We start from the raw sequence: 15,972 nt of genomic DNA, 5'->3' as shown, positions 1-15,972 counted from the left end.
GTCGTCACCGCCTCACAGGCTGTGTTCGTCACGCTCCACCGCCCTCTCCTCACAGGACTACAGATGTTCAGTTACATTCTCAGACGTCTCCTGCAGGTCATCCCGGTCTTCTTCGGGGCCACCCTGCTCATCTACTTCCTCGTCTTCGCCATGCCCGGCGACCCGATCCTCGGCCTGTTCGGTGACCGCACCCCGAACCCGGCCGTCGTGGAACAGCTGCGTGAGCAGTACCACCTGAACGACCCGTTCATCGTGCAGTACTGGTACTACATCACCGGTGTGTTCCAGGGCGACCTCGGCAACACCTTCTCCGGCCGCCCGGTGTCGGAGGTGCTCGCGGAGACTCTCCCGGTCACCGGTCGCCTCGCGGTCATGGCGATCGCCATCGAGTTCGTGCTCTCGATCATCATCGGCACGATCTCGGCGCTGCGTAAGGGCAAGATCTTCGACCACACGATGCTCGGCGTCGCGCTCGTCGCGATCGCCATCCCGATCTTCGTCGTGGCATTCCTCGCGCAGTACTTCCTCGCGATCAAGCTCGGCTGGTTCAAGCCGACCGTGGGCTCCGACAACGACTGGGGCGGGTTGTGGCTGCCGGCCATCGTGCTCGGGTTCAGCCTCTACGCCGTGAGCATGCGCCTCATGCGGAGCTCCGTGATCGACACGCTCAACCAGGACTGGGTGCGCACCGCCTACAGCAAGGGCCTCTCCCGAGGTCGGGTGATTCCGGTGCACGTGCTGCGAAACTCGCTGATCCCGGTGATCACCAACTCGGCGACGAACTTCGGTGTCCTCCTCGTGGGTGCGACCGTGACCGAGGGAATCTTCAACGTCCCCGGCGTCGGCAACACCCTCTACAACGCCGCGATCCGCAACGAGGGCCCCACCGTGGTCTCCTTCGTCACCGTGTTCGTGATCCTGTACGTCCTGGTCAACCTCATCATCGACCTGCTCTACGGTCTGCTCGACCCAAGGATCCGTTATGCCTGACCCCACAACGCACAACCATTACGTCGCACCGGTCGAGACGGAGACCATCGCCGTCGACGCCGTGCGCGTCGCCGAGAAGCCGCGCAACCTGTGGCGCGACGCCTGGACCGACCTGCGGCGTCGCCCGCTGTTCTGGTTCTCCGTCGTGCTCGCGCTGTTCTTCGTGCTGATGGCGGCGTGGCCGACATTGTTCACCTCGGTCGACCCGCGAACCTGTGACCTTCAGTACAGCAACGCTGGTCCCGCGGACGGTCACCCCCTCGGCTACACCTTCCAGGGCTGCGACATCTACTCGCGGATCGTCTGGGGCGCCCAGACCTCGCTCTCGGTCGGTCTGCTGGCGACCGCGATCGGCTCGATCGTCGGACTCATCATGGGTGCGCTGGCCGGGTTCTACGGCGGTTGGCTGGACGCTGTGCTCTCGCGCATCGGCGACATCTTCTTCGCCATCCCGTACATCCTCGCGGCCGTGGTCGTCATGACGGCTTTCTCGCAGTACCGCTCCGTGCCTGTTCTCGCGCTCGCGATCGGTGGTTTCGCCTGGGCGTCCACCGCGCGCGTCGTGCGTGCCGAGGTTCTGAGGGTTCGGCAGGCGGACTTCATCGTCGCCGCGCGGGCGGTGGGACTCTCGAAGTTCCGCAGTCTCATGTCACACGTGATCCCGAACTCGATGGCGCCGCTGTTGGTCGTATCGACCCTCGCCCTCGCCGCGTCGATCGTCGCCGAGGCGACCCTGTCGTTCCTCGGCGTCGGACTCGGAAGCAGCGTGATGTCCTGGGGCAACGACATCAGTGCGGCGCAGTCGTCGCTCCGGGTGGCGCCCATGGCGCTCATCTATCCGTCGATCGCGCTCACGCTCGCCGTGCTCGCGTTCGTGACCCTCGGCGAGCTCATCCGAGACGCCATCGATCCGAGAGCGAGGGCACGGCGATGAACGAACGTGAAACCGCACGAGTTCCACTCCTGAGCGTGCGCGACCTGAAGGTCGCGTTCCGCACGCAGGAGGGGGACCGGGAAGTCCTGCACGGTGCGAGCTTCGACATCTTCCCCGGCGAGACCGTCGCCATCGTGGGGGAGTCGGGATCGGGCAAGTCCACGACGGCCAGCGCCATCGTGAACCTGCTTCCCGGGACAGGCACGATCACGAACGGCTCGATCACCCTCGACGGACGCGAGCTGACGACCCTCGGGCGTCGTGAGATCGAGGCCGTTCGCGGCCGCGAGATCGGCTTCGTCCCGCAGGACCCGATGTCGAACCTCAATCCGGTGTGGAGCATCGGCTTCCAGGTGAAGGAGGCGATCCGCGCGAATGGGATCGCGCATGGGCGGGATGCCGTGAAGGCGCGCGCGATCGAGGTGCTGAAGCAGGCAGGTCTCGCAGATGCCGAGCGGCGTCTGCACCAGTTCCCGCATCAGTTCTCGGGCGGTATGCGTCAGCGCGCGCTGATCGGGATCGGTCTCGCGGCCGACCCGAAGCTCCTCATCGCGGATGAGCCGACCTCGGCCCTCGATGTCACGGTGCAGCGCGTCATCCTCGACCACATGGCCACCCTCACGCGCGACAAGGGCACCTCGGTGCTCCTGATCACGCACGACCTCGGCCTCGCGGCCGAGCGTGCCGAGAAGATCATCGTGATGAGCAACGGCAACATCGTCGAGGCCGGTCCGAGCAGGCAGATCCTTGAGAACCCGCAGCATCCGTACACCAAGCGGCTGGTGGGAGCGGCGCCCAGCGTGGCGTCGCAGCGCATCCAGGCTGTCGTCGAGGACCGGGGCATCGAGACCGCCGCCGACCTCGCCGCCATCCCGCCCACGGTGCGGGTTGAAGGCTTGACCAAGGATTACAAGATCCGCCAGGGGAACTTCCGCAGTGAAGCCTTCCGTGCGGTGGATCACGTGTCCTTCGAGATCCCTCGTGGCAAGACGCTCGCCCTGGTCGGCGAGTCGGGATCGGGCAAGTCCACGGTCGCGAAGATGCTGCTGAAGCTCGAAGAGCCCACCAGCGGCACGATCGAGATTGATGGTCAAGACGTCTCGAAGCTGTCCAACGCCCAGGCGTTCGGACTGCGTCGCCGCATGCAGCCCGTGTTCCAGGACCCGTACGGGTCGCTCGATCCGCTCCGCAACATCGGGAACACGATCTCGCAGCCCCTGCAGATCCACAGTGTGGGAGACAACGTCTCTCGGCGCGCACGCGTAGAAGAGCTCCTCGACCAGGTCGCGCTGCCGCGGACACTCGCCACGCGATACCCGAACGAGCTCTCCGGTGGTCAGCGGCAGCGCGTCGCGATCGCGCGTGCGCTCGCGCTCAAGCCCGACATCGTGGTGCTCGACGAGGCCGTGTCGGCGCTCGATGTGCTGGTGCAGGACCAGATCCTGCAGCTGCTCGCCGAACTGCAGTCGGAGTTGAACCTCACGTATCTGTTCATCACGCATGACCTCGCGGTCGTGCGAGTGTCCAGCGATCTCGTGTGTGTCATGGAGAGCGGCAAGGTCGTCGAACAGGGTACTGTCGACGAGATCTTCGCCAATCCGCAGCAGGAGTACACCGATCGCCTCCTCAAGGCGATCCCGGGAGCATCGATCCCGCTCGGCGGACGCTGACCGTGTCGAACGACTCAGGGCCGGGAGCCGTACGGAAATTCCGTGCGGCTTCCGGCCCGGTCTTCGCGATCGGGTGCTCGCTGCTGGCGTTGTTCCTGCTGGGCGACGCCGTGCTGCGTTCCGGTTGGGGACAGATGCTGCTCCTCGCCCCCTGGGTGCTTCTCGCGCTCTGGGTCGTCTACGAGGTCGCCTTCGTCTCATTCGTCCGCATCGACGACGCGGGTGGCACCGTGCAGAACATGCTGCGGCGCACGACCTTCGGGTGGAGCCGCGTGCGGGATGTCGACCTGAAGTGGCAGCTCGTGTTCTCGCTCGATGACGGCTCCGACATCACCTGCTACGGAGGTCCCGCTCGCGCGCGACAACCGCGTGCCCGCGCCGGCAGGGATGAGGAGCCGAAGGCCCCGACGGGTCTGCGGGACATGACCGAGATCCGTGACCGGTGGGAGAGTGCCCCCGCCACGGCGGACGCCCCGATCCGACGCAGTTGGGACCTTCCTGCCCTCATCGCGCTCGGTGTGATCGTCGTGTGGGCCGTGCTGGCCGTGCTCGTGGCCAACGCGGGCTGACCGCGAACCTCCGCTCAGCCCGGTAGCCCGAACAGGTCGGGCCACATCGCCGCCGCCCACGGGTAGCCCACGAACGCGGCGGCATCGATCAGGAAGTGCGCCACCAGGAACGGCATCAGGCGTCCTGAGCGCTGATAAAGCCAGCCGAACAGCAACCCCATGGCGAGATTCCCGAAGAACGCGGGATAGCCCTGATAGAGGTGGTAGCTGGCGCGCAGAACAGATGTGCCGATGATGATCGACCACGGTCCCCAGCCGAGCTGCTTCAGCCGGGTGAAGAGATACCCGAGCAGGACGAACTCCTCCTGGAGGGAGGCGCGCGCCGCAGCGAGCAGCAGGACGGGCACCGTCCACCAGTAGGCGTCGATGCCGGCGGGGTCGATCGCGACGGTGAGCCCGAGCGCGCGGCCGGCGAGGTAGAGACCGATTCCGGGCACACCGATCGCCAGGACCAGCAGGATGCCGCGGCCGACATCGCGCCCCGTCCGGGTGCCGTCGAGCCCCAGACGTCCCAGATGTGGACGATGTGACTGCCAGAGCAGGAAGCACACCAGCAGCACGGGGACGAGGGAGAACCCGATCGCGAGCACCTGATAGATGAGGTCCAAGACCTCCCGGTCGCTGCGGGAGGGATTCAGCTTCGCGACCTGATCGGCGATCGGGATCTCGTCCGTGAGGCGGTAGGCGAGCTGCACGATCGCGTACACGGCGGACTGGCCGAGCCCGAGCGCCAGGACGATCGCGATCTCCCACCACAGCCGTGCGCGGGAGGGCGCGGGGGAGAGGTCGGGAAGTTCTCCGGAGGCCTGCGGTCGGGTCACGATCTCGATGCTACGACCTGTTTTCAGGAACACGCCCTGAGCTTGCGTTATCCTGGAACGTCGGCTTCCCGGCGAAACCCCACACTCTTTTAGGACACCTGCATGGCGCACGCCCTTCGCTCTGACCTCCGCAACGTCGCAATCGTCGCCCACGTCGACCACGGCAAGACGACTCTCGTCGACGCCATGCTGCGTCAGACGGGCTCCTTCGGCGAGCACGCCCACGTCGATGAGCGCGCCATGGACTCCAACGACCTGGAGCGTGAGAAGGGCATCACGATCCTCGCCAAGAACACGGCGATCACGTACAAGGGCAAGCACGCCGGCGGCAAGGAGATCACGATCAACGTGATCGACACCCCCGGCCACGCCGACTTCGGTGGCGAGGTCGAGCGCGGCCTGTCCATGGTCGACGGTGTCGTGCTGCTGGTCGACGCCAGTGAGGGCCCGCTGCCGCAGACCCGCTTCGTGCTGCGCAAGGCGCTCGAGTCGAAGCTGCCGGTCATCCTGCTGGTCAACAAGACCGACCGTCCCGACGCGCGCATCGCCGAGGTCGAGGAGGAGGCGCACGACCTGCTGCTGGGTCTCGCCTCCGACCTGGTCGACGACGTGCCCGACCTCGACGTCGACGCACTTCTCGACGTGCCGGTGGTCTACGCCTCCGGTCGTGCCGGCGCCGCATCGCAGAACCGTCCTGCGGACGGTTCGCTGCCCGACAACGACGACCTCGAGCCGCTGTTCGAGGCGATCCTCGAGCACGTGCCCGCTCCGGCCTACGACGACGAGCACCCGCTGCAGGCCTGGGTCACGAACCTCGACTCCAGCCCGTTCCTCGGCCGTCTCGCACTGCTGCGCGTCTTCAACGGCACGCTCAAGAAGGGCCAGACCGTGGCCTGGGTCCGCGCCGACGGCACGCACCAGAACGCGCGCATCACCGAACTCCTGAAGACCCGTGCCCTGGAGCGCTACCCGGCCGACTCCGCCGGCCCCGGCGACATCGTCGCCATTGCCGGCTTCGAGAACATCACGATCGGCGAGACCATCGCCGACCCCGAGGACGTGCGTCCGCTGCCGGCCATCACGGTCGACGACCCCGCCATCTCGATGACGATCGGTACCAACACCTCGCCGCTGATGGGCAAGGTCAAGGGCCACAAGCTCACGGCTCGCATGGTGAAGGACCGCCTCGACAAGGAGCTCATCGGCAACGTCTCGCTCAAGGTCGTCGACATCGGACGCCCGGATGCCTGGGAGGTGCAGGGCCGCGGAGAGCTCGCCCTCGCCATCCTCGTCGAGAACATGCGCCGCGAGGGCTTCGAGCTCACCGTCGGCAAGCCGCAGGTGGTCACGAAGAAGATCGACGGCAAGACCTACGAGCCGTTCGAGCACCTCACGATCGACACGCCGGAGGAGCACCTCGGCGCGATCACCCAGCTGCTGGCGAACCGCAAGGGCCGCATGGAGAACATGACGAACCACGGCACCGGCTGGGTCCGCATGGAGTTCATCGTGCCGTCGCGCGGCCTGATCGGCTTCCGCAGCGAGTTCCTCACCACCACCCGCGGCACCGGAATCGCGAACGCGATCTCCCACGGCTACGAGCCGTGGGCCGGCTCCATCACGACGCGTCAGAACGGCTCGATCGTGGCTGACCGTCAGGGTGTCGTCACCCCGTTCGCCATGATCGCCCTGCAGGAGCGCATGTCGTTCTTCGTGCAGCCCACGCAGGAGGTCTACGAGGGTATGGTCATCGGCGAGAACTCCCGCGCCGACGACATGGACGTGAACATCACCAAGGAGAAGAAGCTCACCAACATGCGTGCGGCGAGCTCCGACACCTTCGAGTCGATGACGCCTCCGCGCCAGCTGACGCTGGAGGAGAGCCTCGAGTTCGCGCGTGACGACGAATGCGTCGAGGTCACGCCCGAGGTCGTCCGCATCCGCAAGGTCAACCTCGACGCGAACACCCGCGCCCGCGAGACCGCGCGTCTGAAGCGCCAGGACGCCAGCGCCTGAGTCTGGGCCTGCTCCGAGAAGAGGGCTTCGTGCCGCCGAAAGGCGTGCACGAGGCCCTCTTCTCATGTAAATCCCAGGTCAGGGATGGTTTTCACTCAGGTTGATGATGCAGACTCGATGGCTTGCGCCCGGGACGAGCTCCCGATGAGTCTCCTGCAAGGGCGTACGACAACCCGAAAGTCGAACCCGATGCTTCAGAAAACCCGTGCGCTTCGGCGCGCCTCGGACGCGGCGTCCGCCCGCGCCGCCGTCACCGCCCGCCGCCCGATGACCATCCTCGGAGTGACCGCCGCCACCCTGGTCGGCGTCACGCTCAGCGTGGGCCTTGCGTCCACCTCTGCCGCGGCCGCCATGAGTCCGGCCATCGCCGTCGCTGCGCCCGCACTGTCCGGTGCCGAGCCCCTGGCACAGATCACCCGAGACGCCTCGTCCACGCGCGTGGAGGCCCGGAGCGCTGTCGCGGCAGCCGAGACGGTGACTGCCGATGTCGCGGCATCCGGTCTCGACGTCGGCGCCGTAACGTCGGTGGACACGTCCGAGTTGGAGCGCGGCATCGACAAGCTCGCCGACAGCGAGGTGACGCCGTTGCTCCTCGTGGGCGTCGTCACCGACGACGTGGAGACGGAGCTGGCGAAGGTCGTCTCGGACACGGAGGATCTCCGCACCGCGCTGACCGCCGCACAGGAGAAGCGAGCAGCGGAGGAAGCAGCCGCAGCGGCAGCCAAAGCTGCGGCAGAGCATGCGGCCGCCGAGCGTGCAGCCGCCGCGGCGCTCGCGTCCGCGAACACCGTCGAGGGCGCGAAGGCCTCCGCGCAGCAGCAGATGTCGAGCCGGTACGGCTGGGGCGGGGACCAGTTCTCGTGCCTGGACTCGCTGTGGACCAAGGAGTCGGGCTGGAACTACCAGGCGTACAACGCCGACGGCGGGGCCACCGGCATCCCGCAGGCTCTGCCCGGCAGCAAGATGGCATCCGCCGGAGCTGACTGGCAGACCAGCGCCGCCACGCAGATCGCCTGGGGCCTCGGGTACATCTCGGCAGCGTACGGAACCCCGTGCAGCGCCTGGTCGCACTCGCAGGCGATGAACTGGTACTGATGACGGTGAAGCATCCGAGGATCCTCTAGGCAGCGGTGACGTCGAGCGCTACGGTGACTCTGACGGCTGGGGCGTCACCGATCCGTGGAGGAAGATGTGCTCGACCCGACCGCATGGCGAGATGTCCCGCAGATCGCCTCGACCGGCACCCTTCCGGCGTGGGATCGCGTGGAGGAGATCGTGCGGGATGCGCACTCCCGTTATGTGCAGGAGTGTGGGGGTCGAGTCGCCGACTACATCCCCGTGCTCGCGGAGGTCGACCCCGAGCTCTTCGGCCTGGCGGTGATCGAAGTCGGCGGCGGGTTGCACGATGCCGGCGACGCCCTGCACCCCTTCTCCATCCAGTCGATCTCGAAGATGTTCGTCTACGCTCTCGCGATCCAGGAACACGGACACGAGCGTGTGCGCGAGATCGTCGGCGTGAACAACACCGGGCTCCCCTTCAACTCCGTGATGGCGTTGGAGCTCAACGACGGCCACCCGATGAACCCGATGGTCAATGCGGGAGCCATCGCCACCACTGCGCTCGTGCCGGGGAGCACCTCGGTCGAGCAGTGGGAACGTGTCCGGGAGGGACTGTCGGCGTTCGCAGGTCGTCCGCTGAGGCTCGACGGCGTCGTCTACGCGTCGGAAGCGGAGACGAACGACCGCAATCGTGCGCTCGGTCGTCTGCTGCGCAGCTACGGGCGGCTGACGGGCGACCCGGACGAGGTGGTCGATGTCTACACCCGCCAATGCGCCCTCAGCGTGACCGCCCATGACCTGGCGGTGATGGGAGCGACGCTCGCCGACGGGGGAGTGAACCCGGTCACCGGGGAGCGCGTGGTCTCGGAGGAGGTGTGCCGCGACACGCTCGCGGTCGTCGCATCGACAGGCCTGTACGAACGCTCCGGCGACTGGCTGTTCGAGATCGGGCTGCCCGCGAAGTCCGGCGTCTCCGGAGGCATCGTCGCGGTCGCTCCCGGCAAGGGCGCTGCGGCCGGGTTCTCCCCACGTCTCGACGAGGCCGGCAACTCCATCCGATCCCAGATGGCCATCGGCTACCTGTCGCGTGTGCTCGGGCTCAACCTGTTCGCCTCCGCACCGGCTCAGAGCAACCCCGCCACGATCGCACCCTCATCCGCAACCCGGGAGCAGCCATGAGCCAGACGCAGCAGAGCCCCACCAAGACCTCGTGGTTGCCGATGGTCAGCCTGTTCCTCGCGCAGGTGCTGATGTCGTTCAACGTCGCGGCGCTGCCGATCTCGCTCGGCGGCATGGTGAGCGAGTTCGGCGTGCCGCCGACTGTGGCGAGCACCACCATCGTCATGTACGGTCTCGCCGTCGCCGCGCTCGTGATGACCGGCGCGAAACTCGGACAGCGAATCGGCTGGGTCGTCATCTTCCGGATCGTGATCGCGCTGTTCGCGGCCTCGTCCGTGATGATGATCCTCGCACCCACGGTGTGGTGGGCCATCGCCGGGCAGGCGGTCGCGGGAGCGGCGGCGGCGATCATCGTCCCGTCGATCGTCGCGCTCATCGCCGAGAACTACCGCGGCGCGCAGCAGGCGACCGCCATCGGGGCGATCGGCTCGGCGCGCGCGATCTCCGGTGTCAGCGCCTTCCTGATCGGCGGCACTCTGGGAACGCTGGTGGGCTGGCGGCCGATGTTCTTCATCGTGTTCGGGATCGCCGTCGTCGTGTTCGCACTGAGCTTCACCCTGCGCGGAGACCGTGGCGACGCGTCGATCCGGATCGATCTGGTGGCGTCGCTGCTCATCGGTGCCGGTATCGTCCTCCTGACCCTCGGATTCAACAACCTGAACTCCTGGGGTGCGGTCGCGGCGACCGCCGACGCCCCGTTCTCCGTGCTGGGGCTCTCTCCGGCGCCGATCTTCATCGTGGTGGGACTGGTCCTCGGACAGGCGTTCTTCCTCTGGACCAGGAAGCGGATGGCAGAGGGGAAGGTGCCGCTCATCGACCTCAGCGTCCTCGGCTCCTCGCGGGAACGGGCAGCCGTGTACGCGATGTTCATCGTGGTCGCGCTGGAAGCGTGCGTGAACTTCACGATCCCGCTCTACATCCAGATCGTGCAGGGACGCACTCCGTTCGACACCTCCATCGCGATGATGCCGTTCAACCTCACGGTCTTCGTCACGGCCACGCTCGTGGTGCGGCTGTACAAGCGCTTCCCTCCTCGCACGATCGGCGTCGCCGGCTTCATCCTCACCACGGTGGCACTCGTGTGGCTGTCGTTCGTCGTGACCAACAACTGGGAGACGGTCCCCACGATCGCAGGCCTCATCGTCTTCGGCATTGGACAGGGCGCACTCGTCACGCTGGTCTTCAACGTGCTCGTGACCGCAGCGCCCGCCGAACTCGCCGGTGACGTCGGATCGCTGCGCGGCACCACACAGAACCTCGCGTCGGCAGTCGGCACGGCCCTCGCCGGCGCGCTTCTGGTCTCGCTCCTCGGGCTCAGCATCGGCCGGGCCGTGGTGGAGCACCCCGAGCTGCCGCCGTCGCTCGTCGCGCAGGTCGACATGGACAACCTCAACTTCGTCAGCAACGACGACCTCCGCACCGCCCTCGAGAACACCGATGCGACACCGGCTCAAGTCGACGCCGCTGTCGCCATCAACGAGGAGTCTCGTCTGGGGACGCTCAAGCTCGGCCTGCTCCTCCTCGCCGGGATCAGTGCGCTGGCGATCCTCCCGGCCTCGCGGCTGCCGCAATACCGACCGCACGAGATCCCCGACCCGTCGCCTGCGCGCGGCGGGGAGTGAGACTCAGCGGAGTTCGGAGATGAGCACGGCGCTCGTGCCGGGGGCGGCCGCCTCGAAGATGTGCGGTGCGTCGCCGGCGTACGTCAGGTAGTCGCCGGGGTTGAGGAGTACCGGCTCGTCGACCGGTCCGATCCGGGCCTGGCCGGAGATCAGGATGACGTGCTCGATCGTCCCGGCGTGGTGCGGGTCGGAGCGTCTTGCGTCGCCCGGTTCGGCCTGGATCAGGTAGACGTCGCGGCGGGCGCCGGGAGGGCTGGCCGACAGCAGCGTGGCGCTGTACGCGGCTGCGGAGGAGGGGACGCCGGCGAGGTCGTCGGCGCGGATCAGAGTGGGAGCGTTCGTCTGCTGGTCGACGAGCACGGCGAACGGTACTCCGAGCGCGACGCCGAGCGCCCACAGAGTCTCGACACTCGGATTGCCTGCGCCGCTCTCGAGCTGCGACACCGTCGCCTTGGATACGTCGGCGCGGCGCGCGAGCTCGGAGATCGACAGGCCGACGGCCTCTCGTTCTCGGCGCAGAGTGCGCGCGATGCGCGTGCGGAGATCTTCCATACGTTCATCATGTCAAACGTTCGTTCGCTTGACTATCCACCCACGGGTGTTCAGAATTATCATCATGTGTTCAGTGGAACGAACAAGGACTCGCAGGGCGCACGATGACCGCCGAGCGTGAGGTCTGGCGCGAGGCACTCGGCGTGGTGCTCGCGACGAGCGCTTATGGCGTCTCCTTCGGCGCGCTGGCCGTCGCGTCCGGACTCGATGTCTGGCAGACCTGCGTCCTGAGCCTTTTGATGTTCACCGGGGGATCCCAGTTCGCCTTCGTCGGAGTCTTCACCGCCGGCGGTCTCGCGGCGCTGCCATCCGCGGTCGCATCCGCCGCCCTGCTCGGGGTGCGCAACGTCGCCTACGGAATGCGCATGTCGCCGATCGTGGGCGGGGGACCGGTGCGCAAGGCCGCCGCCGCGCACTTCACGATCGACGAGTCGACGGCCGTGGCGATCTCGCAGGGCGACCCGCGGCTGCGACAGGTGGGCTTCTGGGTGACCGGCATCGGCATCTTCGTGGGCTGGAACATCACGACGCTCATCGGTGCGCTCGTCGGTGACGTGCTCGGCGACCCCCGGACCTGGGGATTGGATGCCGCGGCCGCAGCCGCCTTCCTCGCGCTGCTGTGGCCGCGGCTCCGGCAGCGGCAGGCCATCGCGGTGGGGGTGGCGGCCGCCGTGGTCGCCGCGGCGTTCACTCCGTTCCTCATGCCCGGCCTGCCGGTGTTGGTCGCGGCCGTCGTCGCGATCGCCGTCGGCTGGTTCAACTGGCTGGGCGGGCGCGGGACGCCGCCGGATGATCACGCCCGGGTCGGAACGGAGGGGGCACCATGAGCCTGTGGAGTGCGATCCTCCTCGCGGCCCTCATCTGCGTCGCGCTCAAGGCCGCCGGGTACCTGGTGCCGCCCAAGGTCCTCGAAGCACCTCGTACTGCTCGCATCTCCGACCTGCTCACGGTGGCGCTGCTGGCGGCCCTCGTCGCGGTGCAGACCCTCGGCGACGGTCAGGCGATCACGGTGGACGCGCGCGTGCCCGCCCTGCTCGTCGCGGGAGGGCTCCTGTGGCTCCGGCAATCGTTCCTCGTGGTCGTGGCAGCGGCCGCACTGGTCGCGGCGCTTCTGCGGCTCTTCGGCCTCGCCTCGTGACGGACTGCTCCGTCACAGGGGGCGCCGGTAGGATCGACGGGTGCGCGTGAGCTGGGTGTCGAGAATGTTGTCGTGGGTCGCTGCGGCTCTGGTGGGCGGCGTCTACGGCATCGCCGGCACGATCGCGCACAGCGTGATGTGGGGGCCGATCCCGGTCGGTCTCATCGTGGCCGCCATCGCCTGCGCGGCGATCCTCGTCGCGGTGCGCGCTCTCACCCACGACCGGGGAGCCGCGGTGGCAGCCGGCCTCGGCATGATCGGCATGCTGGTGCTGATCTCGGGTGTGGGGCCCGGCGGATCCGTCGTCGTCCCGGACTCGCTCAGCGGACAGATCTGGACCTACCTGGTCGCGGGAATCGTCCTGCTCGTGATCGCCTGGCCCTCCTTTTCACGCGTCCCCGTGCGCACGGTCGCGCCTGCCGCGCAGGAACCCGAGCGCCACGAGTCGTAGACTGGAGGGGTGACGTATGTGATCGCCCTCCCGTGCGTCGATGTCAAGGATCGCGCCTGCATCGACGAGTGCCCCGTTGACTGCATCTACGAGGGTGAACGCTCGTTGTACATCCACCCCGATGAGTGTGTGGACTGTGGTGCCTGCGAGCCGGTGTGCCCGGTCGAGGCCATCTACTACGAAGACGACCTGCCCGACGAGTGGCAGGACTACTACAAGGCGAACGTCGAGTTCTTCGACGAGATCGGTTCGCCCGGTGGCGCCGCCAAGGTCGGCGTCTACGACTTCGATCACCCGATCATCGCCGCGCTCCCGCCCCAGGGCGAGTAGGCGTCTTCTGTGAGCGTCCGCGACCTCGCCGACTACCCGTGGGATGCCGTCGTCCCGTTCCGTGAGCGCGCCGCGCAGCATCCGGAGGGTCTCGTGGATCTCTCCGTGGGGTCGCCGGTGGATCCGACGCCTGAACTCATCCGCCGTGCTCTGGCCGAGGCCACCGACGCACACGCCTATCCGCAGACGGTCGGCACGCCGACGCTGCGGGAGGCCATCGTCGACTGGTACGCGCGGCGCAGAGGAGTGCCCGATCTCCGGGTCGACAACGTCCTGCCGACGATCGGCTCCAAGGAGCTCGTCGCCCTGCTACCCACGCTCCTCGGCCTCGGCGAGGGCGACATCGTCGTGCACCCGAGAGTGGCCTACCCGACCTACGAGGTCGGCGCGCGAGTGGTCGGCGCGACGCCCCTGCCGGCCGACGACCCCGCGGAGTGGCCGGAGGGCACCAAGCTCATCTGGATCAACACCCCGGGCAATCCGGACGGCCGCACCTGGACGGTCGATGAGCTCGCTGCAGCCGTGCGCCGTGCGCGTGAGCTGGGGGCCGTCCTCGCGAGCGACGAGTGCTACGCCGAGCTGGGCTGGGACGGAATCTGGGCGACCGAGCCGATCCCCTCGATCCTCGACCCTCGGGTGACCGGCGGCAGCAGGGCGAACCTGCTCAGCGTGTACTCGCTGAGCAAGCAGTCGAACCTCGCCGGCTATCGCGCCGCGTTCGTCGCCGGCTGCGCGCGCGTCGTCGGAGAGCTGCTCACCGCGCGCAAGCACCTCGGACTCATGCCGCCCGCCCCCGTGCAGCACGCCATGGCGGTCGCGCTCGGCGACGACGAGCACGTCGCCGTCCAGAAGGAGCTGTACCGCACCAGGCGCGACGCACTGCGTCCGGCGCTCGAGGCTGCCGGCTTCCGCATCGACGGTTCGGAGGCCGGGCTGTACCTCTGGGCGACGGAAGGGCGCGATGCCTGGGAGTCGATGGGCCGCCTCGCAGACCTCGGCATCCTCGCCGGTCCCGGTCCGTTCTACGGTGCGAACTCCTCGCAGCATGTGCGCCTCGCGCTGACCGCTCCCACCGAGCGGGTGCGAGAAGGCGCGCGCCGGCTCAACGCCTCGGCTCTGTAGGTTTTCTCCGTGAAGAGGGCATCTGTTTGGCGGATGTCACAGTAGGCCTGTGTGCCTACTAGGCTGTAAAGGCGATTCGGTCGTGTCTCGACCTGGTGCCACAGCGCCGTGAGATCGCCAGTTCCGACTTGATCAAGATCTTGTCCGATACCACCGCGACCAGCGGGGTCGGACGCCAGGAGGAGGACCGCGTGAGCGCAGCGGCAGAGCAGACGGCGAAGCTGACGATCGGCGATACGACCGCCGAATTCCCGGTACTGCGCGGCACGGCAGGGCACGACAGCATCGACTTCTCGACGCTGACCCGGCAGACCGGCTACACGGGCCTCGACTACGGCTTCGTCAACACCGCGTCCACGAAGTCCGACATCACCTTCATCGACGGTGACAAGGGAATCCTGCGCTACCGCGGATATCCGATCGAGCAGCTGGCAGGGTCCACGAGCTACCTCGAGGTCGCGTGGCTCCTGATCTACGGCGAACTGCCCTCGGCCTCCGAGCTCGCGGAGTTCGACGAGAAGATCCGTCGCCACACGCTGCTGCACGAAGACCTCAAGCGCTTCTTCTCGGCGCTGCCGCACACCGCACACCCCATGTCGGTGCTCTCGTCGGCCGTCGCCGCCCTCTCGACCTACTACGAGGGGCAGACCGACCCGCACAACCCCGAGCACGTCGAGCTCAACATGGTGCGCATGCTCGCCAAGCTGCCCGTGATCGCGGCGTACGCGCACAAGAAGAGCGTCGGCCAGGCCTTCCTTTACCCCGACAACTCGCTGAGCTTCGTCGACAACTTCCTCAAGCTCAACTTCGGTGTGCACAGCGAGGAGTACGAGGTCAACCCGGTCATGTCGAAGGCGCTCGAGCTGCTCCTCATGCTCCACGAGGACCACGAGCAGAACGCCTCCACCTCGACCGTCCGCCTCGTGGGCTCCACCGGTGCGAACCAGTTCGCCTCCGTCTCCGCCGGCATCCAGGCACTCTCCGGCCCGCTGCACGGTGGCGCCAATGAGGCCGTCCTCACGATGCTGGGACAGATCCGCGACTCCGGCCAGAGCGTCTCGCGTTTCGTGGAGCGGGTGAAGAACAAGGAAGAGGGCGTGAAGCTCATGGGCTTCGGGCACCGCGTCTACAAGAACTACGACCCGCGCGCCAAGCTGGTCAAGGACGCAGCCGACGAGGTGCTGTCGTCGCTGGGCGTCACCGACCCGCTGCTCGACCTCGCGAAGGAGCTCGAGGAGCTCGCCCTCGCCGACGACTACTTCCGTGAGCGTCGCCTGTACCCCAACGTCGACTTCTACACGGGCGTCATCTACAAGGCGATGGGCTTCCCGACCCGGATGTTCACGGTGCTGTTCGCCATCGGTCGTCTGCCCGGCTGGCTGGCGCAGTGGCGCGAGCTGCAGCTCGACCCGCAGACCAAGATCGGGCGCCCGCAGCAGCTGTACACGGGGTCTCCCGAGCGGTCGTTCCCGACTCGCTGAGCGCTGAACGAGAAAGCGCCCCTTCCGCCGAAGCGGAA

The 15,972-nt window shown here is 67.5% G+C and carries 16 protein-coding genes; 14 read left to right on the top strand and 2 right to left on the bottom strand.

Translation table 11 applies throughout. The features are described 5' to 3' along the window. The first annotated feature begins 63 nt into the window (after positions 1–63). The 4 genes from AC6CHX_RS05355 to AC6CHX_RS05340 are packed head-to-tail and all read left to right on the top strand — an operon-like array spanning position 64 to position 4,163. Positions 64–990: an ABC transporter permease gene (locus tag AC6CHX_RS05355; RefSeq protein WP_498271910.1), complete on the top strand. Its 927-nt coding sequence runs from the start codon at positions 64–66 to the stop codon at positions 988–990. Next, positions 983–1,924, top strand: a complete 942-nt coding sequence (locus AC6CHX_RS05350) for an ABC transporter permease (protein WP_498271909.1) — start codon at positions 983–985, stop codon at positions 1,922–1,924. The genes AC6CHX_RS05355 and AC6CHX_RS05350 overlap by 8 nt, the downstream gene beginning before the upstream one ends. After that, positions 1,921–3,594 (top strand): dipeptide ABC transporter ATP-binding protein, encoded by a 1,674-nt coding sequence (locus AC6CHX_RS05345; RefSeq protein ID WP_498271908.1) that lies wholly within the window; start codon positions 1,921–1,923, stop codon positions 3,592–3,594. The genes AC6CHX_RS05350 and AC6CHX_RS05345 overlap by 4 nt, the downstream gene beginning before the upstream one ends. Before the next feature lie 2 nt (positions 3,595–3,596). Further along, the gene (locus tag AC6CHX_RS05340; RefSeq protein ID WP_498271907.1) at positions 3,597–4,163 is read left to right on the top strand and encodes a PH domain-containing protein; all 567 of its coding nucleotides are present in this window, start codon (positions 3,597–3,599) and stop codon (positions 4,161–4,163) included. A gap of 14 nt (positions 4,164–4,177) precedes the next feature. Here the strand turns inward: AC6CHX_RS05340 and AC6CHX_RS05335 are convergent, their stop codons facing one another. Then, positions 4,178–4,984 carry a CPBP family intramembrane glutamic endopeptidase gene (locus AC6CHX_RS05335; RefSeq protein WP_498271906.1) on the bottom strand — a complete coding sequence of 269 codons (807 nt, stop codon included), beginning with the start codon at positions 4,982–4,984 and terminating at the stop codon, positions 4,178–4,180. 102 nt (positions 4,985–5,086) lie between these two features. Here AC6CHX_RS05335 and typA point away from each other — a divergent pair, with 102 nt between their 5' ends. The 4 genes from typA to AC6CHX_RS05315 all read left to right on the top strand — a co-directional run bounded on the left by typA (position 5,087) and on the right by AC6CHX_RS05315 (position 10,860). Continuing rightward, complete coding sequence (gene typA / locus AC6CHX_RS05330) at positions 5,087–7,000, top strand: translational GTPase TypA (RefSeq protein WP_136043567.1); 1,914 nt, start codon at positions 5,087–5,089, stop codon at positions 6,998–7,000. A 189-nt stretch (positions 7,001–7,189) separates the two neighbouring features. After that, the gene (locus tag AC6CHX_RS05325) at positions 7,190–8,095 is read left to right on the top strand and encodes an aggregation-promoting factor C-terminal-like domain-containing protein (RefSeq protein WP_498271905.1); all 906 of its coding nucleotides are present in this window, start codon (positions 7,190–7,192) and stop codon (positions 8,093–8,095) included. A 96-nt stretch (positions 8,096–8,191) separates the two neighbouring features. After that, positions 8,192–9,238, top strand: coding sequence for a glutaminase A (glsA, locus tag AC6CHX_RS05320; RefSeq protein ID WP_498271904.1), 1,047 nt, complete (start codon positions 8,192–8,194; stop codon positions 9,236–9,238). Further along, positions 9,235–10,860 carry an MFS transporter gene (locus AC6CHX_RS05315; RefSeq protein ID WP_498271903.1) on the top strand — a complete coding sequence of 542 codons (1,626 nt, stop codon included), beginning with the start codon at positions 9,235–9,237 and terminating at the stop codon, positions 10,858–10,860. The genes glsA and AC6CHX_RS05315 overlap by 4 nt, the downstream gene beginning before the upstream one ends. A gap of 3 nt (positions 10,861–10,863) precedes the next feature. Here the strand turns inward: AC6CHX_RS05315 and AC6CHX_RS05310 are convergent, their stop codons facing one another. After that, the gene (locus tag AC6CHX_RS05310) at positions 10,864–11,412 is read right to left on the bottom strand and encodes a helix-turn-helix domain-containing protein (protein WP_498271902.1); all 549 of its coding nucleotides are present in this window, start codon (positions 11,410–11,412) and stop codon (positions 10,864–10,866) included. Positions 11,413–11,516: 104 nt separating this feature from the next. On the opposite strand from AC6CHX_RS05310, the gene AC6CHX_RS05305 reads away from it, so the two are divergent. From AC6CHX_RS05305 to AC6CHX_RS05280, 6 genes are all read left to right on the top strand, one after another. Further along, positions 11,517–12,239, top strand: a complete 723-nt coding sequence (locus tag AC6CHX_RS05305) for an AzlC family ABC transporter permease (protein ID WP_498271901.1) — start codon at positions 11,517–11,519, stop codon at positions 12,237–12,239. After that, positions 12,236–12,550 carry an AzlD domain-containing protein gene (locus AC6CHX_RS05300; protein ID WP_029262903.1) on the top strand — a complete coding sequence of 105 codons (315 nt, stop codon included), beginning with the start codon at positions 12,236–12,238 and terminating at the stop codon, positions 12,548–12,550. Before AC6CHX_RS05305 ends, AC6CHX_RS05300 begins: the two co-directional genes overlap by 4 nt. Before the next feature lie 40 nt (positions 12,551–12,590). Continuing rightward, entirely contained in the window at positions 12,591–13,001 is a 411-nt protein-coding gene (locus AC6CHX_RS05295; RefSeq protein WP_498271900.1) for a histidinol dehydrogenase, read from the top strand. 9 nt (positions 13,002–13,010) lie between these two features. Continuing rightward, positions 13,011–13,331, top strand: a complete 321-nt coding sequence (fdxA, locus tag AC6CHX_RS05290) for a ferredoxin (protein ID WP_136043573.1) — start codon at positions 13,011–13,013, stop codon at positions 13,329–13,331. Positions 13,332–13,340: 9 nt separating this feature from the next. Continuing rightward, positions 13,341–14,453 (top strand): succinyldiaminopimelate transaminase, encoded by a 1,113-nt coding sequence (dapC, locus tag AC6CHX_RS05285; protein ID WP_498271899.1) that lies wholly within the window; start codon positions 13,341–13,343, stop codon positions 14,451–14,453. 191 nt (positions 14,454–14,644) lie between these two features. Continuing rightward, a complete protein-coding gene (locus AC6CHX_RS05280) occupies positions 14,645–15,934 on the top strand; it encodes a citrate synthase (protein ID WP_498271898.1) in 1,290 nt (429 codons plus the stop codon). The last annotated feature ends 38 nt before the right edge of the window (positions 15,935–15,972 follow it).

It is taken from the genome of Microbacterium sp. GQ128 (genome assembly GCF_059758615.1).
This window is presented reverse-complemented; position numbering and strand designations above follow the sequence as displayed.

Bases quoted from the DNA above. Each gene is read 5' to 3' on its own strand.
- AC6CHX_RS05355 (WP_498271910.1), top strand. From the start codon at position 64: ATGTTCAGTTACATTCTCAGACGTCTCCTGCAGGTCATCCCGGTCTTC.
- AC6CHX_RS05350 (WP_498271909.1), top strand. From the start codon at position 983: ATGCCTGACCCCACAACGCACAACCATTACGTCGCACCGGTCGAGACG.
- AC6CHX_RS05345 (WP_498271908.1), top strand. From the start codon at position 1,921: ATGAACGAACGTGAAACCGCACGAGTTCCACTCCTGAGCGTGCGCGAC.
- typA (WP_136043567.1), top strand. From the start codon at position 5,087: ATGGCGCACGCCCTTCGCTCTGACCTCCGCAACGTCGCAATCGTCGCC.
- AC6CHX_RS05325 (WP_498271905.1), top strand. From the start codon at position 7,190: ATGCTTCAGAAAACCCGTGCGCTTCGGCGCGCCTCGGACGCGGCGTCC.
- AC6CHX_RS05315 (WP_498271903.1), top strand. From the start codon at position 9,235: ATGAGCCAGACGCAGCAGAGCCCCACCAAGACCTCGTGGTTGCCGATG.
- AC6CHX_RS05310 (WP_498271902.1), bottom strand. From the start codon at position 11,412: ATGGAAGATCTCCGCACGCGCATCGCGCGCACTCTGCGCCGAGAACGA.
- AC6CHX_RS05305 (WP_498271901.1), top strand. From the start codon at position 11,517: ATGACCGCCGAGCGTGAGGTCTGGCGCGAGGCACTCGGCGTGGTGCTC.
- AC6CHX_RS05300 (WP_029262903.1), top strand. From the start codon at position 12,236: ATGAGCCTGTGGAGTGCGATCCTCCTCGCGGCCCTCATCTGCGTCGCG.